We start from the raw sequence: 21,320 nt of genomic DNA, 5'->3' as shown, positions 1-21,320 counted from the left end.
GTAACTTCTATTATGATTTAATGAGTCACTTTTTGCACAGATCAATTTTTATTTCGGTAACTTTTAATTTGATTCAATTCGACTTTAAGGCACCCTATAATGATTCTCTTGCTTATCAAATAGCTTCAGTGCATCATAAGGTTCGGCTTTGCTTTGCTTTAATGCTTCTGCAAATACCCTATTAGCACCTCCATACTTTATCTTAATATTCTGGTGCTGAGATAATTTTTGTAGGGCTTTTTGATACTCCTCCTTATTCAGATCAGGAATTTTTTTGAAGGCAATGTGTATTGTTTTATCAGGTTTTACTTTTCGCTGTTCATTTATTAGTTTTGATAGAGTTTCAACGAAATGGTCAAAGGAAGCTTGATAGCTCTCCAAAGTGATGGCATTTGTCGATTTGTTCTGAGATAAGGTAAAACTCTTATCCTGTTGTGTAAAATCAATCTTTTGTTGTGCTATACACTGATGTAAAGCTTCTGAATTATCCTCAACTTTAGTTTTCCCGTCAATACGCCTAATGAGTTGAACAACATTCTGCCAATCAATAAATTTCTTATCTGCATTTTGCTGATAAGTATTTTTATGGGCATTATCCAACGTTTGTGTAGCAGCATGTCGAGTATGAGAAGGCAGTATTCGAACAGAATACACAGATTGAATTGAATTTTTATTTAGATTTGAATCATATTTTGCATCTGAAAATAAACTGAGGCTTTTTTTGCTCAAAGCCAGCTCATTAGTTCCCAAAATCTCTTCACTAAGAACATTGTCTATTTTGAGGTCATGTTTATCTCTAGGATTAAAGTTGAGATGCTGCTCAGAAATATTTTCACTGATGTCACTACGCTTCTCCACTTTTAGTTGCGTGAATCCCTCCCTGAGCCGTTTTTGTAACTGCTCAATTAAAATAGCTTTCTCTGCAACTTGCGTGCTTAGTTTTGCTATTTCGTTTATGTCCTTCAAATGTTGGGATTCTTTTTCTTTAAGCTCAATTTTTAAGGTCTGCAAATCTTGCTTCGTCAACTCTAATGCTTTTTTAATCTCAACCTTTTTGTTATTTAATTCTTGAAACTCTATGTTTTTTACGTTGAGCTCATTCTGAATCTCAGTTTTATTTTTCTCGTTTTGTTCGAGCTTCTTCTCTAATTCTTTAATTATATTTTCATGTGTATTGATTGTACTTTGATGTTTATTTGTAAGCTCTTGAAGCTCTAACTTTTCCCGATTAAGTTGCTCTTTTTCCCCAGTTAGGTTCTTAAAATTTAGCTTCTCCTGCTGAAGTTGTTTTTCAGTCTCAGATACTGTGTGAGTGATTTTATTGACTTTTTCTTCTGCTTCGTTAATCTTTTCCTTGTGCGTTACGATTTCACTTTCAAGCCTAAAAACAGTGTCTTTGTCACTTTTTTGCTGTGCCGTTAACTCGTTGTATTCTTTTTGCAACTTTTTATTGTTTTGCGTGAGTCCATTAACTTTATCATTCAATAAATTAATTAAGCCTTTATTTTCTTCAATAGCGTTAATTTTCTCTTCAATTTCTTTGTTCAAGTTGGCTATTTTATCTTTATGTTTTTGTTGTTCGTTTGCATTGTCTTGGGTGAATTGCTTAACTTGCTTTTCCAGTGAACTAATTAACTTGTTATTTTCTTCAATAGCCTTACTTCTATTTTCAATGTCTTTCCTTAGGTTTGCTATTTCGTCTGTATCCTTTAAATGTTGAGATTCCTTTTCCTGAAGCATCTTTTGAAGATCAGTTATTATTTGAGTTTTTTGTATAATTTCATTCTGTGCTGTCTTTAAATTTTCTTCTAATTTGTTAAGTTCATCTAAAAAATTTTCTTTCAAATCATCGTTTAAGCTTGAATGTTTATTAACCTCTTGCTGTTCAATTAAAAGTTCGATATCCTCATGCGCTTGTTCAAGCTTCTGGTTTTTCACGCTAAGCTCAACTTTAAAGGCATCAATAATTCCTTCGTCATATAGCAGCTTTTGTATATAAGTTTCCTCTTTTTCCTTGAATTTAGGCGTCTCAATTTTTCGTACTCCTTTTGACTGCTACTGATTGAGTAAAGGTTTAAGCTGCCATGCTCTAAAACCTTTTCCAGTATCGTCTTCACATTTTTTAAAAGACACCTTTGATGCCATTTTGTTTAATAGTTTACTCATGTGGTCACCAAAAGTAGTATGCGCCATCCTTGTGATTCCTGTTCTTATATCATTGCTTTGGGCGTATTGTACACGCTTTTAAATTTTTGGGGAGTTTTCAGATTTTTTGAGACCTTTTTTGTGTCTCTAACTGTGGTCTAAAATATGGGGAGTATTATACTTTCAAAGGAATAAAAATCACAACAATAAGCACCTCACATTCTCTACTATAAAGAGATAATTAATATTGGTCGTTTACGTATAAGCACATAAAATTTAACTAAAATAATTCAAAGATGGCTGAATAAAAGCAATAAGTCCTTCACGACTTCGCACGGAAAATTTGCGATAAATCGACTGTAGATGCTTTTCAAAGGTGCGTGGTGATATTGCCATTTGTTTGGCAAGCTCAATACTCGACACCTCTAAATGATCACAACATAATTGAATAATTTCTTTTTCTCTAGCTGTTAGCATCTTAAAGGGATTGCTATCTATCAGTGACAGAGAATCAAAGTTGAGTTTAACTGGTTGTGTATACGCTTTAATGTTCGAGCACCGCTTAATGACTTTCTCAAAACACTCCGAATAAACCAATTGCCTTAACTTGTTAAGTAAAAAATTATTAAACAAACAATAACAGGCATCAAAAGCAGACTTAAATTGCAAGAAAATCAACACAAACCGTTCAGATGAATATCGAAATTTAAATAGCAAACTATCTCCGCCTTTGCCAATTTGATGAAAGTATTCAGACCGTATGTTTGCATACGATAATAAATGCGAATAAATAATTTGTTTTGGCATTTTTTGCACATTTTCATAGCTGTAGCATGGACAGCATTGAACCAAATCACTTGCCAAGAAATACTCACTCACTTGACTATCGACAAGTGTTACAGTTCTAACTTCATCTTCAGCAACTAAGGCAGCTGCTAGACCTTTAGCCTGCCCAAGACCAACAATATCTTTAGCTTGCCGCAGCAAGGAATGATTAAATATTTTCGCTGTCACGATCACTTATCCCATTTGTTGTATTCTAGCCTCAATTAAATTCAGCTATTTATAGTGATTTTGATATTAATTAATCGATCACAAGCAGGCACTATAACCTCAAGTTCTTTCAAAAATTTTGCATTTAAGCAACAAATTATTACATCAAGATACAATAATAAGATAAAAGCAAAATAGGTTGATTACCTATATCGCTTGCAGTGATAAGTGTACGCTTTGACTTTAAATCAGGGTTTGAAGCTGCAGAAAAACAACTGGTTTGAATTCGTTACATATTATGCAAAAGTATTTAGCATTTGCGCATTGCAATCGCTTTGGCGCAAAGTCATAATGTTTTTTCGTTTAAAAAAACGCTCATTAAATTTTGAAAGCGACAATAACAACTAATAAAGTACATTTAAGTTTATTCATCTGGTTCTTGGGTGCATTTTTCTTCTTTTGCGAGTATTTCCTGCGTGTATCCCCGAGTGTGATGCTACCTCAATTATCTGACAAATTCTCAGTCACTGCCGCGGGACTTGGCGCTTTATCTGCCTTTTTCTATTACCCATACATTCTCATGCAAATCCCTGTAGGGATGATTACCGATAAATTTGGTCCTAAAAAAGTCATGATGTTGGCTGCTTTTATCACTGGTATTGCTTGTATTATTTTCGCCCTTGCCAATAGCTTAACACTTGCCATTATTGCACGTATGCTGATGGGCTTTTGTGGTGCATTTGCTTTTGTTGGCACACTGCGTTTAGCGATCAACTTCTTCACGCCGAGCATCTTTGCCATGTTAACTGGTATTACCCAAGCCATGGGCATGCTTGGCGCTGCTGTTGGTGAGGCGCCAATGAGTATTTATGTGCATCATGTTGGTGTTGAAGTTGCCATGCTTAGTTTCGCGATACTATTTTTTATCATCGGTTTTCTTATGCTTTGGATGAGTAAACACAGCACGACTAACCAACAATTCACAGCTAGCAACAACAGTAAAATATCTCAAGGCATTAAAGAAGTGATAAAGAATAAAGCACTATGGTTAAACTGCTTGTTTATTGGTTGCTTGTATGGTCCGACAACGGTTTTTGCCGAGATGTGGGGTGCATCATTTACTGCAAGTTTCAGAGAGCTTACACACACTGATGCAGCATTTACCACCAGTTTGATTTTTATTGGCATGGTTTTTGGTTGCCCATTATTTGGCTTTTTAAATAGTATTTGTAACGCACTACACTTGATGCGCTTATCGGCTTTACTGTGTCTTATTTTAATGATTGTGATTATTTACGTGCCTGGATTATCACTGCCTCAATTGCAAGCTGTTTATTTTTGCTATGGAATTTGCAATGCTGGTATTATCCCCTCTTATAACCGCTCGGCATTGTTGGTGCCACGTCAATACTCAGGCATTGCTCTAGGGGTCACCAATATGTTCTCAGTTTTATTAGGAGCAATAAGCATTCAGATTGTCGGCATTTTGATTCATCTAATCAGTGACCATCAAATGCAACACACACATATCTATCCGGCTGAAATCTATCAACGCATATTTATACTGATTATCGTCTTATTCTGTATTTGCTTAGCGCTTTCTTTCAAGATGAAACCCATCTCAAAATCAACATCACTGTCACATGTTTCATAACATTAACATCATTTAATAGAAAAAAGCACAAACCCTGTTGGATTTACTGCAAACCCTCGCTAAAATGAACGCCTGTTCTAATTCGGGGTTAAAGAAGCAGTAAGTAGCTATGCAAATATTGTCAAATTGGCATGATTTTAGTGTTTTTACAACTTTTCGTCATTATTTTCGGCGAGCATCTACTATGCTAAGCGCGTTTTACTCTATAATGACCAAAACGCACAAAGCAATTTGAGTTTAAAGGAAATCACTATGCACGGATTTAAAAGCCCGCAAATCTATTTAAAAACATTTATCATTGGTCTTTTGGTGATTGCTGGCATTATCTATTTTGAACTAACCGGTTTAAAACCTTGTCCGATGTGCCTATTGCAACAATTTGCTATTTTATTAATTAGCATTCTCTCTCTTGTTGCGCTTATCCATAAACCTAAAATAACGGGTGTGCGCATTTATAGCTTTATCCTTGGCGTAATTGCATTGCTTGGTGCATTGGTTGCCTTAAAGCAAGTATGGATGCAGATAAATCCAAGTGAATATGTCGGTAGCTGTGAAGCGGGTGTCGATAGTTTATTTCAAAACCTACCCTTTCTTGATTTCTTAAAGTCGCTTTTCACAAGTGGACCTGACTGCTCACAAGTTGACTGGCAATTGTTTGGCTTAAGTATGGCAAGTTATAGTTTTATTATCCTTATCGTACTTAGTACGCTACATTTTTGGCAGTTTCTATTTTATAACCATCGCAATTCAATAAATAAAACAAAAAATATGAAAACAGAAGGATAAATCATGGCTGAACTCTCCCTAAAAGCACCCAAGAAAAAGCTTATTAAAGCTTTTATCATCGTCATCGCCATTCTTGTCGTCATTTTTGGCGGCATTTTTGGCTTTGCCAGTTTTGTTAATGGTAAAAAGGCTTCAGCCATGGCAACTTGGAAAATGCAAGCACCTGAAGTCACGGCAACTGCCGCCAAATCTGAAACATGGTATCCAAGTGTGAAAACCATTGGTGAAGCTGTTGCCATTCAAAATGTCAATGTTACCGCTCAAGCTTCTGGTTTGGTATCAACCATTTCTTTTAAAGCCGGACAAATGGTTAAAAAAGGTGATGTATTATTCACACTTGATACGCAACAATTACAAGCACAGTTAAAACAAGCACAAGCTGATTTGGAACTTGCTAAAATCACCTACCAACGTGATGCCGATCTTTTAAAAAGTCAAGCCGTCTCACAACAAACAGCAGATCAATCAAAGGCGCAATACAATGCCAATCTTGCTAATGTTGAGTCAATTCAGGCTGATATCAACTATCGCACGGTAAAAGCACCATTTGATGGCAAAATTGGCTTGCGTCAAATCAGCTTAGGTCAATACTTCAGTGCTGGCAACAGTGCGGCAACATTGACTGAAATCTCTCCAATTTATATCGACTTTAGTATTCCGCAGAACAACTTTAGCAATGTCAAAGTCGGTGGTGAGATCGAATTTACATCTGACGCTTATCCAGGGGTTACTTTCAAAGCAAAAATTACTGCCATTAACTCACAAATCACGAGTGACAACAGAGCGCTTAACATTCAGGCAACCTTTGATAATAAAGATCAACAGCATTTAATCTATCCTGGGATGTTCCTTGATGTCAGTTTAATTTTACCACCGATTCCAAACACCATCATTATCCCACGCAATGCAGTAAGCTATACCCTTTATGGTGAAACAGTTTATGTACTTGCGCCAGATTTCAAAGATGGAAAGCCGGTGATGTCTGAATACAGTGCGATGAAAGATGGTCAAGTCCAACTCATATCAACAGGCAAACAACAATATACCGCCAAGCAGGTTCCAGTTAAAACAACCATGACCAATGACAATAAAGTTATCGTTCAAGGCATTAAAGCTGGTGATATGGTTGCAACCTCTGGTCAAAACAAACTGCAAAATGGTGTTAGTGTTGTTATCAATAATGACGTTGACTTCAAAAACAATCCATAGGAAAACGGCATATGCATTTTATTGATATTTTTATAAAACGGCCTGTGCTATCAACGGTAATCAGCTTACTGATACTCGTTGCAGGGATAGGAACCGCATTCACCTTGCAGGTACGTCAGTACCCGTATATGAACAATGCAACCATTATTGTAACAACCGCCTACCCAGGTGCCAACCCTGAAGTTATTCAAGGCTTTATCACAACCCCGCTAGAGCAATCCGTGGGGGCTGCAGATGGCATTGATTACATGACCTCACAAAGTGTGCTTGGTCTAAGCACCTTAACAATTAACGTAAAACTTGGCGCTGATCCTAATAATGTCTTGAGTCAAGTGGTTCAAAAAGTCAATGCAGTACAAAATGTCATGCCAAGTGGTGCACAATCCCCGTCGATTGATATGCAATCGGGCAATTCATTTCCATCCCTTATTTTGGGCTTTACCAGTGATGCTTTAAATGAACAAGAAATTACTGCTTATATTAAAAATCAGCTAACGCCTAAACTACAATCTTTAGGTGGCATTTCCAACGTTATGATTTGGGGTGAAAAGAATTATGCAATGCGTGTCTGGTTAAACTACGACAAGATGGCACGTTTTAATGTCACCCCTGATGATATTGCCAAGGCCTTGCAAGCCAATAGCTTAATTGCTGCCGGCGGACAAATTAAAGGTCCTTATTTCAATGTCACTTTAAACCCGACTACCAACCTAGATAACGCGCAAAGCTATAAACAATTAGTGGTAAAAAATGAGAATGGCAATCTCGTGCGTCTTGGCGATGTTGCGACAGTTGAACTCGGTGCGCAAACTTATAGTGCTAATGTCAGCTTTAACGGTAAATATGGTGTTTTTGCCGGTGTTGTTGCTGCATCTGATGCCAACGTCTTAACCGTTGTTGATCGTATTATGAAAGATTTGCCAACCATTAAAGCAAGTCTACCAACTGGCTTGAACATGAATATTGTCTACAACAACACCACTTATATTAAAGCCTCTATTGAAGATGTTGTAAAAACACTGATTGAAGCCATTATCATTGTAACCGTTGTTTTATTCTTATTTATTGGTTCCTTTAGATCGGTTATTATCCCCGTCGTTGCCATTCCTTTGTCAATGATTGGCGCATTCTTACTGATGTTTTTAATGGGTTTTTCGATTAACCTATTAACACTCTTATCAATGGTGCTTGCCATTGGTCTCGTGGTTGATGATGCGATTGTTGTGCTCGAGAACATTTATCGGCATATCGAAGAAGGGGCTACCCCTTTTGAAGCATCTATCCAAGGCGCCAGAGAAATTGCCAACCCTGTAATTTTAATGACACTAACCCTTGTTGCTGTCTATTTACCCATTGGCATGATGGGCGGCTTAACTGGCATTTTATTTACAGAGTTTGCTTATTCATTAGCAGGGGCAGTTGTTATCTCTGGGATTGTTGCTTATACATTCTCCCCCATGTTGTGCTCAAAAGTATTATCTAAATCAATTACTGAAGCAAAAACAGTTAAGTTTATTGATAAGCTGTTTGAAAAACTCAAAAATGCTTATGAACGTGCCTTGCGTCTTGTAATGAGTGTACGTATTGTCGTGATTTTATTTGGTGCAGTGGTTATAATCAGTTGCTACTCATTATTTATGGGAACCAAGTCAGAGTTAGCGCCAACGGAGGATCAAGCATTTATTGGGATTCAAGGAACCGCACCTTCTCCGGCTAACATCCATTATTTAAACACCTTCGCGCCTGTACTTTATAAAGATATGCAAAGCTTACCAGGTGTTGAGTCGACCTTTGTTGTTAATGGCTATCCACAAAGTAATAGCAGTTTTGGCGGTGTCGTCTTAAAACCATGGAGTGAGCGTAAAGAAACACAAATGGAAATAAAACCAATACTACAAAACCTTGTCAATAATGTCGCAGGTTCACAGATCTACACTTTTGAAATGCCATCGTTACCGGGTATTTCATTTGGCCCACCAATGCAGTTTGTCATTCAATCGGTCAATAGCTACCCAGGCATCTACGCCATTGCCAATGATGTCATCAAGAAGATGATGTCAAGTGGACTATTTGTCTTTGCCCAAAGTGATCTACAATTTGACAACCCGCAAATGATTGTGAAAATTGACCGCGAAAAGGCTGCCTCTTTAGGTATCAGCATGCAGCAAATCGCCCAAGCCCTTGGTTATGCTTACTCTGGTGGTTACGTTAACTACTTTAGCATGCTTGGTTATAGCTATCAGGTCATTCCTGAGCTTGCTGATCATCTTAAGTTAACCAAAGAACAGCTTGGACAAATTCGCATTACCACCACAAATGGTAAGCTGATTCCATTGTCAGCTATTGTGACATTTAAAACACAAAGTGTGCCATTGAGTTTAAACCGTTTCCAACAATTAAACTCAGCAACCATTAATGCAGTAACTACACCGGGCGTTAGCCAAGGTCAAGCCATTGAATATATGCAAAACCTTGCTAAAACAGAATTACCTCAAGGTTATACGCATGATTACGCCGGTTCCGCGCGTCAGTTCTTAGAAAACAGCAACCAAATGGCTATTGCCTTCTTATTTGCACTGATTGTTATCTTCTTAATGCTTGCGGCACAGTTTGAAAGCTTTAGAGACCCATTGATTATCTTAATCAGTGTACCGATGTCGATTTGTGGTGCGTTAATTCCACTGTATCTAGGGCAATTGTTTAATTTAGGCTATGCATCTATTAACATCTACACGCAAGTTGGTTTGATCACCTTAATTGGTCTGATTAGTAAACACGGGATCTTGTTAGTAGAGTTTGCCAATAAACTGCAAGAAGAAGGCTATAGCAAGGTAGAAGCAATTCTAAAATCAGCTGCTCTTCGTTTGCGTCCCATTCTGATGACAACGGCTGCGATGGTGGTTGGTGTTATTCCACTTGTCATTGCCACAGGAGCCGGCGCTGTAAGTCGCCAATCTATCGGTATTGTGATTGCATCGGGCATGACGATTGGTACGCTTTTCACCCTTTTCGTTGTTCCTGTGGTTTATACTTATCTTGCTAAAGATCGCCGTGCATTGATCGAACGTTGGAAAGAAGAAGATAAGATCATCGCACAGATCAATAAGAATCATCATTTAGAATAATGATACACCCCTCAATTTGGGACAATGAGTCCACCAGAATGAGGAGCAAAAAATGGCAAAATCTCGCTACACACAAGCGTTTAAAAGTAAATCAGTTGAATTAGCCCTAGTTTCAAACAGAAAAGCCATAGTGTGTGCCGTCTGGAAGTTCAATATCTAATCTTAACTTTCCGCCAGTAGCTTCAATATATTTTTTTAATGAAGATAGCTTTAAATCACGCCCAGGCTTTTCCATCTCCGCAACTGTTGGCTGTTTAATACCTAGTATATTAGCTAATTCAACCTGTGTTTTATTTACTTTTTCTCTAAGCTCAGATAAATGTATATCCAAAAGTATAGCCTCTGCCTTTTGTTTGGCGTTTGTGACAACTTTTTCATTTTCTTGAGCAAGTATCTGTTTTAGTGTTCTAGCCATGTCTTACTCCTGCGTTTTATTTTTAGTCAAATAAAGCGTAAATTCTTTATCTGCAATGGGTATCATAACTTCATAAAATCTTTTATCTTTACCTGTTTTATTTCCAGCACATAATAAAATAGCGTTTCGTTTTGGGTCAAAAGCAAAAAATATACGTATTGGCTTACCTTTACTTTGGACTCTTAGCTCTTTCATATTTTTGTGGTTTGAGCCTTTAATGGTGTCAGCATATGGTCTAGAAAGTGCTGGACCCCTTTCTTGTAATACAATCATAGAAGCTAAGACGTTGCTTCTATCGGTGTCATCTAGTGCATCATACCAACCATCAAACAAATCAGTTGTTATAACTGACCACATAAATACTTCCTTCTTTAAATTATAGCTCACATTTTATATAGGTCAAAACCTATAATCAAGTTAAATTCGATCTATCTTTAGACTAATGGCATTACCTTTAGCAGGATCACTAACCATCCATGGCAGCTTCGCACTGGATCCTCACGCCATCTTGCCTTACGGATGACAAGTCATAGGATGTCATTGCGAGCATGGATGCGTGGCAATCCATTTTGTCAGGGATGGTAGATTTAAGTTCGTTGTAAGGCCTATATTTACAGGCTACTTCTTAAGGTAGTATCATTAATCTTTAGACATCAGGACAGAATCTTTTAAGATGTTGTGTCAATAGGACGTATGCAATACGCCCAACATTTTTTGTCAATAAGGCGTATGCAATACGCCCCTACTATACCCACCACAAATCATTTTACAGAATTTCTTGCTTTCTATTTCATAAAAACCCCTTTATCCTATAGCCTGATTTTTTAACATGGCTAACAGATGGGGGATTTATGCCCGATGGAGAGAATAACTAATAACAAAAAACCACTCATTAGCATTCGTAACTTAGTGAAACGTTTTGATGATGGTCATACTGCTGTTGATGGTATTTCTTTAGATATTTACCCAAAAGAATTTTTTGCACTGCTTGGTAGCTCAGGTAGTGGTAAAAGTACTTTGCTGAGACTTCTGGCTGGGTTTGAACAACCCACCGATGGAAAAATATTAATTGATGGCGTGGATATGACCCATATTCCACCCTATAATCGACCAATTAATATGATGTTTCAATCTTATGCCTTATTTCCACACATGACCATTGAACAGAATATTATGTTTGGTTTAAAACAAGACAAACTGCCCAAAGATGAGATAGTTAAGCGCACGGCATCTGCCCTTAAGATTATCAAGATGGAGCATTTAGCCAAACGTAAACCCCATCAACTATCTGGTGGTCAGCGTCAACGCGCAGCATTAGCACGCTGTTTAGCAAAACGACCTAAGCTTATTTTGTTAGATGAACCATTATCAGCATTAGATAAAAACTTACGCGATCAAATGAAGTTTGAATTAGTGGATATTCAAGAGCAAACCGGTAGCACGTTTATCATGGTCACACATGATCAAGAAGAAGCAATGACGATGGCGTCACGCATTGGTATTATGTCTGAAGGGTGGCTTGAGCAAGTCAGTCCTCCACAAGAAGTCTATGAATTTCCGAAAACTCGCTTTGTTGCCAACTTCATAGGTAAAAGTGCAATTTTTGAGGGTGCGATTAGTGAAATCAATGATGACTCAAGTGTGATTGACTCCGATGAGACAAAGTGCTCATTCAAACTCGATCGTCGCATTGATGGTGTTGAAGCTCAACAAATCTGGGTTGGACTCAGACCGGAAAAAATATCGATATCGAAAACGCCACCAGAGGGTTATAATCCAAACCGTCCGGTAAATACGATCGTTGGCAAAGTCAAAGACATTGCTTATATGGGTGGTTTATCCACGTATCACGTTGAAAGTGCAACAGGCAAACGTATCACTGCAACAGACTTTAACGTTGAGCGTAATGCTGATCACCCAACTTGGGAGGATACGGTTTATCTGACATGGGAACCTGAGAGCATAATGGTGTTGTACTCATGAAATGGCTTCATAATATTGATCCTCATTTTGTGCATAAATGGCAAAATCGCTTTGTTATTTTGGTGCCGATGCTATGGTTTATGGTGTTTTTGCTTATTCCTTTTTTGTTTGTTTTAACAATAAGCTTCACGTTACCTGCGGATGGCACCCCCCCCTTCACCGCTATTTTGCAGTACACTGATCATACTTTGCATATTATTTTACACCTAAGTAACTATATGCAAACGCTAAGTTCTAACTTAGTATTTATTGCCCTATTTGACTCAGTCAGTGTTGCGTTTTTTACAACGATCCTATGTATTTTAATCGGCTATCCGATGGCACTATCACGCATCAAACGCAAAAATGTTCAGCTGATTTTCCTTATCATGATTATCATTCCCTATTGGACGTCATTTTTACTACGTACCTATGCATGGGTGACATTATTAGGCAATCATCAACTCAATGTCTTTTTGATGAAGTTAGGCTTACCAAGCATGGCATTGCTATATAATAACTTCTCAATGTATTTAGGCATGGTTTATTGCTATCTGCCCTTTTTGGTATTACCCCTATATGCCACACTCATTAAACTTGACCCTATTTTAAATGATGCGGCTGCTGATCTTGGTGCCACCCCGATAAAGACATTTTTTAAAGTCACCTTACCACTGTCGATGCCAGGACTTATTGCAGGAAGCTTATTGGTATTCATCCCCGCTGTTGGCGAAGTCGTCGTGCCACAGATCATGGGTGGACTAAATAGTGTCATGATCGGTAGTGTTATTTGGGAGCAGTTCTTTACTGCTAACAACTGGGGAATGTCAGCGGCGATGTCAGTTATTCTGTTGATTATCTTGGTTATTCCTGTGATTTGGATGCAAAAAATCCAACAACGTCAGGCAAAAGCATCAGGGAGTCTATAATGCGTATTTCCTCTTTTTTTTCATACAGTAAAGTAATGCTTATTATCGGCTTGATATTTCTATATATTCCCTTAGTGATTCTTATCCTTTTTTCATTTAGTAACTCTCAAATCATTAACTTATGGGGTGGATTTACTCTGGATTGGTATAGGGAGCTTTTTCAAGATAGTGACATTATTAGTGCTGCTTTAATCAGCTTACAAGTTGCCCTTATTGCCTCATTATGCGCGACGGTACTAGGTACGATGGTTGCTTATATCATGACACGCTTTAATTATTTCAGAAGCAAAAACTTCCTGTATGGTATGGTCATTACACCACTTGTATTGCCAGATATTGTGCTTGGGGTCTCACTTTTGTTGATGTTTACCTCTTTACAGAACCTCATCGGTTGGCCACATGGTCGCGGTATGATGACAATTATCATAGCACACATTACCTTTTGTACTGCCTATGTCACGATTGTCATGCAAGCGCGTATTGCGAGCGCTGATCGCTCTATTGAAGAAGCAGCGATGGATTTGGGTGCTAAACCAGCTAAGATTTTCTTTCAGATTACTTTACCACAGATCATTCCTTCATTGATTGCCTCATTTTTATTGGCATTTACGCTATCGATTGATGATTTGGTGATTACTGAATTTGTCGCCGGTAGCAGTGATCCTACTTTGCCAATGTATATTTACTCAACCGTTAAAAATGGTCCTACACCTGAGATTAATGCATTAGCCACATTGATGATTGCGATTATCTCAACTTGTGTTGTAGTGGGTGCATACATTGCATTCAAAATGGAGCGAAAACGTAAAAAGCAAAAACTAAAATAGTCTCTTTAATGGTATGAGCCTTTTAAATTGTACAAGCATTTATAACCGACTCAACCCATTGGCTAAAGTCATCTTTAATCCGCGCTAGCGCTGCTTCGTTATCAGCTTCAAATCGCAAGACTAAGCATGGTGTGGTGTTAGATGCGCGAACCAATCCCCAGCCGTCTTTAAACTCAACACGCACACCATCAATGGTAATGACTTTTTCATTATTAAATTTTGCTTCTGCTTGTTTTATTAAGCTATCGACTACAGCAAATTTTTGCTCTTCTGTGACTTCAATATTGATCTCAGGCGTATTAATACTCTGTGGAATACGTGCAAAAATCTGATCTAGAGACTCATCACTATTTGCCAGAATATCTAATAATCTAACCCCTGTGTATAACCCATCATCAAAGCCAAGCCAGCGATCATTAAAGAACGTATGCCCACTCATCTCACCGGCAAGCTCAGCACCGGTTTCTTTGATCTTCTTTTTAATCAATGCATGTCCTGTTTGTGACATAATCGGTTTACCACCTAGGCTCTCAACAAAGCTTGCCAAATTCTTAGTGCATTTAACATCAAATAAAATCGTTGCTTGCGAATGCGTTTTTAATACATCTTCAGCATAAAGCATCAGCTGTCGATCTGGGAAGATATTCTCACCTTTTGGAGTAATGACACCTAAGCGATCACCATCGCCGTCAAATGCCAAACCAACATCGGCATTATGTGCTTTAACCGCAGCAATAAGGTCTTTTAAATTAGCAGGTTTACTTGGATCCGGATGATGATTTGGGAATGTACCATCAACCTCACAAAATAGTTCAATGACTTCACATCCTAGTTTTCTAAATAACTTAGGTGCGATCTCACCTGTGATGCCATTACCCGCATCAATCACAATTTTTAACGGTTTAGCGAGCTTTTCTTGTTTGGCAATATAGTCAATATATGTATCATCAATCGTAAGTGATTGATAAGCACCCACTCTATCGTCTTTTGCTTCACCCTTTATAATGATTTGTTTCAACACTTGAATATCATCTTGTGCTAAGGTGTGTCCGCCAATCATCATTTTAAGACCGTTGTAATTCGCGGGATTGTGACTACCTGTCAACATAATCCCTGTGCCATTGCCTTGGATTTTCGCAGCAAAATAAAGCACAGGTGTCGGCACTGCTCCGACATCAATCACATCGCATCCTCCGGCTTGCAAACCTTCCGCGAGTGACTTTAATAAAGTAGGTCCCGATAAACGACCATCACGCGCAATAAAGACCTTCTGTTCACCTTGGGCACGTGCTTGTTGCGCGAATGCCACACCGATGTTAAAAACAACATGCTCATTTAGATCTTCCGGATATGTCCCACGAATATCATACGCTCTAAAAATATGCCCAGGTGTCAGTGCATTTTCTTTAAACAATTTATAACTCCTTTAACTTTTATATATTTTACATCTTTCACAATAAATAACTCATATCAATATCATCAAATGCCTCAATCACGTCATCATAACCAACTGACAATGTCATAACCTTAAAATTCTCAGCTAACTCAGTGCTCAGTGTCAGTAATTTCAATTCTTGATTTAATCGTAACGTTTCTTTTTCATTTAACTCTGTTTGCTGCTTTTCATAAGCATCCATAATCCCAGCTTGGCTTAAAAAACTGCCCTGTGTGGCAAAACCATCAAGCACAAAGCCAAGGCTTTCAGCACATTCAGCAACAGCGGTAAAATCAACATGTGCGGTAATATCTTGCACACCAGTATAAATCAATGGATTCTCATGCACATGATGCTTGAAATAACATTGTAATGTGCCTTTACTACGCGTACTACTATAATATAAATCACGCTGATAGCCATAATCACAGATAAAAACCACACCTCGATTTAATACATCATGAATTGATGTTAACCACGGCTCAATCCATAGATTAATTTCTGTTTGATAATCATTGATAGATAGCAAATTTTCTAAAGGTAAACGGTTAATCGCTGTTGTTAATAATCGATCAGTAATCTCTTCATCACACCAAATAAATTGATCTTGTTGGTAATCGACCATCATCCGTTTTGGTACTTTCTCCTTAATACAGATCAACTCAATCGGCATGGCATCAATCACCTCATTGGCAAAGACAATCGCATTAAGCTTTTCTGTGGGCAATTTATCCAACCAATGAATATGGTTGTAGTATTCGCCTAATGACTTTAATAAACGCTGTTGTTCAAGCTTCAAATCTGGACTGACTTCAATAATATAATAGGCATGAGGCAAAGCATTAAGAGAATCAAGCTTTTGTAAACAATCCAAAGCAAACTTTCCCGTGCCTGCACCAAACTCAATAATGACAGGTTTCTCACCCAACTTTGGCAAGATATCTGCAAATTGTAAGGCAAAGGTTTGCCCAAAAAGGCTTGAGCTCATCGGTGCTGTCATAAAATCACCTGACTCACCAAGCTTTGGTTTATTCGCCGTATAATACCCTAAGTTTGGCGCATATAGTGCTTCTTGCATAAAGCGCTTAAAACTAATGGGTGCTTTATTGTTAGCAATGACCTTGGCAATATGAGCATACATTTCTGCCGCACGCAAACGCTCATCTGAATTTAATTCCGGCAGGGTTGCTTGATTCATTATTAACGCTTACGATCTAATTTATCCAATAGGCTCTTAGGGAAATAAAAACGTTTCATCTTAACACTTTGACGTAAAGCATTAACATCCTGTGGGCTTAGCTCTTCTGATTTACCTGCACTTAAATACCTTGGTAAAGTGGTATTGCCATAGCGCACACGTGTTAGGCGGCTTACTTGCACACCAACGGCTTCAAACATCCGTCTTACTTCACGGTTTCGACCTTCTGACAAGGTCACATGATACCATTTATTCATGCCCTCGCCGCCAACAAAGCGCACACTACTGAACTTAGCCTCACCATCGTCAAGCATAATCCCCATTTTAAGCTGCTCAATGACACTGTCTTCAATATCACCAAAAAGACGCACGGCATATTCACGCTCAACTTCATATGATGGATGCATTAAACGATTGGCAAGCTCGCCATCAGTGGTAAACAATAATAAGCCTGTGGTGTTAATATCTAATCGCCCCACCATAATCCAACGCCCAATTTTCAACCTTGGCAACGCATCAAATACTGTTTTACGCCCTTCAGGATCGCTTTTTGTGCAAATCTCACCATCTGGTTTGTTATAGATAACCACTCGAGGACGAGATAAAACAACTGCTTGATTACGCAATGGCTTGCCGTCAACAATGATCTTATCATCAAATGACGCACGATCTCCGATTTGTGCCACCTTACCATTCACACTCACGCGTCCTGCGAGAATTTTCTCTTCCATCTTACGCCTTGAACCAAGACCTGCTAATGCTAAGAGTTTTTGCAGCTTGTCTTTATGATTATTATTTGATTTAGGATTTCGATTATTTTGCTTATTTTGTTTACTTTGCTTATTTTGATTACGCATTTTTATGTACTTCGTAGAATAAATTCAATTACTGCGGGAACTTTACCCCATTTTCACTCATTCGCCAAGCGAAGTGTTGATATACACCTGTTTTTCCTTGCTCTATTAATTGATAAATTTCCTCTTGGCTGATCTCAAAATCCGTGCCCATAATACCCAAAGTATCTACGAAAACGACACGATTCCAATTGCTTGGCTCTAAATGACGTTTTAACGAAGCTAATGAATAAAACTTCATAAACTCACGCGTAAATTCAAAGATATGCCCTATCTTATGAAAACCTTGTGAACCTTTGCGCATTTGCTTTAATGGGTCTTCTTTAGGATCCAAACGAAAGCCTAAAGTCTCGGTATTAAACACTTCATCATTTGTGCTGCGACCATATAAGGCATTAAGCGTATTGTGCATATACTTTTTATCATCAAATAGCTCTAACGGGCAGTTCCAAATCAGACCTCCATCAACCAGAATGTTTTCTTCTTTGCCATCTTTGCGCTTAACTGCGCGAAATAGCATAGGAATACATGTCGAGATTCTAAGCGCTTCGACCACTTGCATCGTTGGCGTTGTCTCAGCGCTATAAATTTCAGCACATTCCTTGGTAAGGTTAGTGCCAATAATATATAAATCATTACTTGTTAATTGTTTAAGGGTTGCAAAATCAATAAAGCCATCACCGAGTTTACGCTCAATAAGCTCAGCCATATGATTGATAAAGAAATCCCCCTTATACCAGCCAAAATCAGTAATTAAACGTGTTGAATTACTGATAAAATTGCGACTAGCATCCATAAATAATCGATAATCCAGTTGGCTTACAATTTCTTCAACATCTTTAGCATTAAAACCAACGGCTAACAAAATAGCATAAATTGCACCGGCTGAAGTGCCTGCAAAACGATGAATATTTTTCAGCACACCCAATGATTCAAGTGCAGTAATCGCACCACTATAGGCAATTCCTCTAACACCTGCTCCTTCAAAAACCAGATTGCGAAAGGCATGAATATTTAACTCATCAATCGTCTGCCCCAAGAAATGGTTAACGCGTGTTTTCGATTGGCGCATTGGAAAAGGTGAAATACTTTCAAGCGGTTTAACACGTGCGCGATAAAATACCTTGTAGAAGTTATCAACTCTCTCACGCTTGGCTGGCAGATATTTTACTGAGCGCAACACCATGGTTTTAATGCGTAATTTACTTGGGTGTATATCCAAAGCAGGCAAGCTTAACAATGCTTGGTAATATGCTCTAATCACCCATAACCGTGGCAAGCTAGCGCTATTATTGCCTTGTGACTTAACTTGCGCTTCGTTTAAACGAAAAAAACGATAGCCCCATGAAAATGGCCATTGTAAATACCACGGCACATCAGTTAATTGCTCATAAGGTATTGGATTAATCAATAATTGTTTTTGAATCAACTTCGGATATTTCTCACATAATAGCAAACTAATCAATGCACTATAGCCGTAAGCAATAATCGTTATATTTTCAAGCTTGAAATATTCAATCACGCTTTGCGCATCAAGCACACTCTGCACCATTGAACATTCAATGACTTTTTTAGGGTGCCCACTTTGTCCATGACCATATAAGTCATAAGCCACAATATTATACTCAGGTGAAAACTTCCTAAATTGCGCCTGCCAGTTAATCGCGCTTCCGGTAATACCATGCAAAAAAAGTAAAGTTTTACGTTTGTGATCAATCTCATTATGATAAACACACAGCCTGCGATTGGTTCTAAACAAACGCTTAGTCATCGATAGAATCATCTAGATACCTTACTCGTACAATTTAGAACTCAGCTGCAAGCGCAAAGTTGCCGCTTCATTGTAATTACCTAAGGCTTGTAATATATCCATCTTAAGCTTGATATTTTCTTGTGTCTTACCCGCTAGTTCAATATAACGATTAACCATACTAAGTGCATCTTTATAGTCTTTTTCATGATATTCAAGTTGCGCAAGCTCCCAATAAGACAAGGTACTTCCCGCCCCTTGATCTATCGCTTTCTCAAAATAGTGCTTGGCTTGTTTGCTGTTACCTTGCTCTAGCAAACAACGACCATAAAGGGTAAAAGTCTCAGCCAAGTTGATATTTTTTGGCAATACAATCGAGCGCTGAAATAAATGATTAGCTTGTTGATATTGGTGTTTATCCATACATAGAAATTGCGCATAGAAATTATAGGCTTGGAAATCATCTGGTGCCATGCGTAATGCTTTTTCATAAGCACGCGCAGCAAGCTCTGGCATGCCTAGATTTTGATAATATAAGCCTTCGGCATAATAGATTGTTGGCACATTAGCATCTTGTGACTTGGCTTTTAAGAGCTTCTCCTTCGCGCGATCAAGCATCTCACGCTGCGCGTAAACCACCGCCAACTCAGCATTAATTTTGGCTGCTTTTGCATAATCAACCGTGGGTGCTTCGGGAATATCTGGTAATTGCTTAGAGTTACTTGCACATCCTGCAATCATCGCAATTGATATAAACAGTCCTGCCTTGACCAATGTATTCCTTATTTTTAGCATTATGCCTCACTTAAGCTACGTTGATATCGAGCCTGACGCTTGGTTTTGTCCTGCACTTTACCTGCAAGTTGACCGCATGCTGCGTCAATATCATCACCTCTGGTTTTCCTAATCGTTGCCACGAAGCCTGCTTCCATCAAATACTGCTGGAAGCGATGCGTTCGATTATTACTGGGCTTTTTATATGGCGTACCAGGGTATGGGTTAAATGGTATAAGGTTGATCTTAGCCGGAACCTGTTTCGACTTCAATAGTGTTACTAGCTCTTTTGCATGTTCAAGTTCATCATTAACATGCTCCATTAGCGTATATTCAAAGGTGATTTCCTTATGTGGTCCACGTTGCGCATAAAGCTTACATGCTGCCATTAACTCATCAATATTGTATTTCTTATTAATCGGCACCAGCAAATTGCGAAGCTCATCATTAGGCGCATGCAATGACACCGCTAATGATACATCTGATTGCTCAAGTAAATCATAAATACGCGGCACAACACCCGATGTGCTTAATGTCACACGACGCTTTGATAACCCATAGGCTAGATCATCCATCATAATATCCATTGCGCTAACCACAGCATCAAAGTTCATCAATGGCTCACCCATGCCCATCATCACCACATTGGTTACTTGCCTGTCATGCTCACCTTGTTGCTTGGATAGTGCACGCACTGCCGTCCATACTTGACCAATGATCTCAGCCACAGTCAAATTGCGATTAAAACCTTGCTTGCCAGTTGAGCAGAAACTGCAGTTTAGCGTACAGCCCACTTGTGATGAAACACATAATGTTCCGCGCGCGCCTTCTGGGATATAAACGGTTTCCACAAGATTACCACCAACATCAATAAGCCACTTATGCGTGCCATCATTTGAGGGTTTATCTAATACAACTTTTGGGGTTACTACTTCAGCCACACCCATCAACTTCTGGCGCAAGGCTTTACTTAAATCACTCATATCATCAAAAGACGTCACTCCCTTTTGGTGAATCCATTTAAACACCTGCTTGGCACGAAATGGCTTCTCATCAATACTTGCAAAATATGCTTGTAAGTCTTTTTGACAGAAATTCATTAGATTTGTTTTTGCTGCTACTTTGTCAATTGCCGTGTCTTGCATCTATATACTCTATGTCGTTTTATTTTTTTATTTTTTTTATTTTTTTAATAAGCACCTAAACAATACTTTTTAGTCATCGTAGGCATTCAGGTCAAACCCGAATATGACGATTCATGGTC

Annotated in this window: 17 protein-coding genes; 7 read left to right on the top strand and 10 right to left on the bottom strand. The window is 38.4% G+C overall.

All coding sequences use genetic code 11. From position 1 onward, the window contains the following. Window positions 1-84 precede the first annotated feature (84 nt). Both ACZ5V8_RS03375 and ACZ5V8_RS03370 read right to left on the bottom strand, forming a co-directional pair. Window positions 85-1,938 (bottom strand): hypothetical protein, encoded by a 1,854-nt coding sequence (locus ACZ5V8_RS03375; protein WP_464218348.1) that lies wholly within the window; start codon window positions 1,936-1,938, stop codon window positions 85-87. Between the two features lie 483 nt (window positions 1,939-2,421). Further along, entirely contained in the window at window positions 2,422-3,159 is a 738-nt protein-coding gene (locus ACZ5V8_RS03370) for a helix-turn-helix transcriptional regulator (RefSeq protein ID WP_464218347.1), read from the bottom strand. A gap of 364 nt (window positions 3,160-3,523) precedes the next feature. On the opposite strand from ACZ5V8_RS03370, the gene ACZ5V8_RS03365 reads away from it, so the two are divergent. The 4 genes from ACZ5V8_RS03365 (at window position 3,524) to ACZ5V8_RS03350 (ending at window position 9,912) form a co-directional block, all read left to right on the top strand. Further along, on the top strand, window positions 3,524-4,792 hold the full coding sequence (locus ACZ5V8_RS03365) for an MFS transporter (protein ID WP_464218346.1): 1,269 nt from the start codon (window positions 3,524-3,526) through the stop codon (window positions 4,790-4,792). Window positions 4,793-5,044: 252 nt separating this feature from the next. After that, a complete protein-coding gene (locus ACZ5V8_RS03360; protein WP_464218345.1) occupies window positions 5,045-5,578 on the top strand; it encodes a disulfide bond formation protein B in 534 nt (177 codons plus the stop codon). A 3-nt stretch (window positions 5,579-5,581) separates the two neighbouring features. Continuing rightward, a complete protein-coding gene (locus tag ACZ5V8_RS03355) occupies window positions 5,582-6,787 on the top strand; it encodes an efflux RND transporter periplasmic adaptor subunit (protein ID WP_464218344.1) in 1,206 nt (401 codons plus the stop codon). A gap of 11 nt (window positions 6,788-6,798) precedes the next feature. Beyond that, entirely contained in the window at window positions 6,799-9,912 is a 3,114-nt protein-coding gene (locus ACZ5V8_RS03350; RefSeq protein ID WP_464218343.1) for an efflux RND transporter permease subunit, read from the top strand. Window positions 9,913-10,024: 112 nt separating this feature from the next. On the opposite strand, the gene ACZ5V8_RS03345 is transcribed toward ACZ5V8_RS03350, so the two are convergent. Further along, window positions 10,025-10,327 (bottom strand): helix-turn-helix domain-containing protein, encoded by a 303-nt coding sequence (locus tag ACZ5V8_RS03345; RefSeq protein ID WP_440615302.1) that lies wholly within the window; start codon window positions 10,325-10,327, stop codon window positions 10,025-10,027. A gap of 3 nt (window positions 10,328-10,330) precedes the next feature. Then, window positions 10,331-10,684 carry a type II toxin-antitoxin system RelE/ParE family toxin gene (locus ACZ5V8_RS03340; RefSeq protein WP_440615303.1) on the bottom strand — a complete coding sequence of 118 codons (354 nt, stop codon included), beginning with the start codon at window positions 10,682-10,684 and terminating at the stop codon, window positions 10,331-10,333. 501 nt (window positions 10,685-11,185) lie between these two features. Between ACZ5V8_RS03340 and ACZ5V8_RS03335 the strand changes: the two genes are divergently transcribed. The 3 genes from ACZ5V8_RS03335 to ACZ5V8_RS03325 are packed head-to-tail and all read left to right on the top strand — an operon-like array spanning window position 11,186 to window position 14,045. Then, window positions 11,186-12,310, top strand: a complete 1,125-nt coding sequence (locus ACZ5V8_RS03335; RefSeq protein ID WP_440615304.1) for an ABC transporter ATP-binding protein — start codon at window positions 11,186-11,188, stop codon at window positions 12,308-12,310. Continuing rightward, window positions 12,307-13,218: an ABC transporter permease gene (locus ACZ5V8_RS03330; RefSeq protein ID WP_464218342.1), complete on the top strand. Its 912-nt coding sequence runs from the start codon at window positions 12,307-12,309 to the stop codon at window positions 13,216-13,218. Before ACZ5V8_RS03335 ends, ACZ5V8_RS03330 begins: the two co-directional genes overlap by 4 nt. Beyond that, window positions 13,218-14,045, top strand: a complete 828-nt coding sequence (locus ACZ5V8_RS03325) for an ABC transporter permease (RefSeq protein ID WP_464218341.1) — start codon at window positions 13,218-13,220, stop codon at window positions 14,043-14,045. Before ACZ5V8_RS03330 ends, ACZ5V8_RS03325 begins: the two co-directional genes overlap by 1 nt. Window positions 14,046-14,067: 22 nt before the next feature. On the opposite strand, the gene ACZ5V8_RS03320 is transcribed toward ACZ5V8_RS03325, so the two are convergent. The 6 genes from ACZ5V8_RS03320 to rlmN are packed head-to-tail and all read right to left on the bottom strand — an operon-like array spanning window position 14,068 to window position 21,201. Continuing rightward, entirely contained in the window at window positions 14,068-15,459 is a 1,392-nt protein-coding gene (locus ACZ5V8_RS03320; RefSeq protein WP_464218340.1) for a phosphomannomutase/phosphoglucomutase, read from the bottom strand. Window positions 15,460-15,496: 37 nt separating this feature from the next. Further along, window positions 15,497-16,678 carry a class I SAM-dependent methyltransferase gene (locus ACZ5V8_RS03315; RefSeq protein ID WP_464218339.1) on the bottom strand — a complete coding sequence of 394 codons (1,182 nt, stop codon included), beginning with the start codon at window positions 16,676-16,678 and terminating at the stop codon, window positions 15,497-15,499. A gap of 2 nt (window positions 16,679-16,680) precedes the next feature. Beyond that, complete coding sequence (gene rluB / locus ACZ5V8_RS03310; RefSeq protein ID WP_464218338.1) at window positions 16,681-17,535, bottom strand: 23S rRNA pseudouridine(2605) synthase RluB; 855 nt, start codon at window positions 17,533-17,535, stop codon at window positions 16,681-16,683. 28 nt (window positions 17,536-17,563) lie between these two features. After that, entirely contained in the window at window positions 17,564-19,315 is a 1,752-nt protein-coding gene (locus ACZ5V8_RS03305) for an alpha/beta fold hydrolase (protein ID WP_464218337.1), read from the bottom strand. Window positions 19,316-19,324: 9 nt separating this feature from the next. Further along, complete coding sequence (locus tag ACZ5V8_RS03300) at window positions 19,325-20,077, bottom strand: tetratricopeptide repeat protein (protein WP_464218336.1); 753 nt, start codon at window positions 20,075-20,077, stop codon at window positions 19,325-19,327. Further along, on the bottom strand, window positions 20,077-21,201 hold the full coding sequence (gene rlmN / locus ACZ5V8_RS03295; RefSeq protein ID WP_464218335.1) for a dual-specificity RNA methyltransferase RlmN: 1,125 nt from the start codon (window positions 21,199-21,201) through the stop codon (window positions 20,077-20,079). The genes ACZ5V8_RS03300 and rlmN overlap by 1 nt, the downstream gene beginning before the upstream one ends. Window positions 21,202-21,320: the final 119 nt, after the last annotated feature.

This window comes from Cysteiniphilum sp. GTC20157 (genome assembly GCF_055396795.1).
This window is presented reverse-complemented; position numbering and strand designations above follow the sequence as displayed.

What these genes read in the sequence shown, in the direction of transcription:
- ACZ5V8_RS03360 (WP_464218345.1), top strand. Translation starts at nt 5,045, where the DNA reads ATGCACGGATTTAAAAGCCCGCAAATCTATTTAAAAACATTTATCATT.
- ACZ5V8_RS03355 (WP_464218344.1), top strand. Translation starts at nt 5,582, where the DNA reads ATGGCTGAACTCTCCCTAAAAGCACCCAAGAAAAAGCTTATTAAAGCT.
- ACZ5V8_RS03350 (WP_464218343.1), top strand. Translation starts at nt 6,799, where the DNA reads ATGCATTTTATTGATATTTTTATAAAACGGCCTGTGCTATCAACGGTA.
- ACZ5V8_RS03345 (WP_440615302.1), bottom strand. Translation starts at nt 10,327, where the DNA reads ATGGCTAGAACACTAAAACAGATACTTGCTCAAGAAAATGAAAAAGTT.
- ACZ5V8_RS03340 (WP_440615303.1), bottom strand. Translation starts at nt 10,684, where the DNA reads ATGTGGTCAGTTATAACAACTGATTTGTTTGATGGTTGGTATGATGCA.
- ACZ5V8_RS03335 (WP_440615304.1), top strand. Translation starts at nt 11,186, where the DNA reads ATGGAGAGAATAACTAATAACAAAAAACCACTCATTAGCATTCGTAAC.
- ACZ5V8_RS03330 (WP_464218342.1), top strand. Translation starts at nt 12,307, where the DNA reads ATGAAATGGCTTCATAATATTGATCCTCATTTTGTGCATAAATGGCAA.
- ACZ5V8_RS03325 (WP_464218341.1), top strand. Translation starts at nt 13,218, where the DNA reads ATGCGTATTTCCTCTTTTTTTTCATACAGTAAAGTAATGCTTATTATC.
- ACZ5V8_RS03315 (WP_464218339.1), bottom strand. Translation starts at nt 16,678, where the DNA reads ATGAATCAAGCAACCCTGCCGGAATTAAATTCAGATGAGCGTTTGCGT.
- rluB (WP_464218338.1), bottom strand. Translation starts at nt 17,535, where the DNA reads ATGCGTAATCAAAATAAGCAAAGTAAACAAAATAAGCAAAATAATCGA.
- ACZ5V8_RS03305 (WP_464218337.1), bottom strand. Translation starts at nt 19,315, where the DNA reads ATGATTCTATCGATGACTAAGCGTTTGTTTAGAACCAATCGCAGGCTG.
- ACZ5V8_RS03300 (WP_464218336.1), bottom strand. Translation starts at nt 20,077, where the DNA reads ATGCTAAAAATAAGGAATACATTGGTCAAGGCAGGACTGTTTATATCA.
- rlmN (WP_464218335.1), bottom strand. Translation starts at nt 21,201, where the DNA reads ATGCAAGACACGGCAATTGACAAAGTAGCAGCAAAAACAAATCTAATG.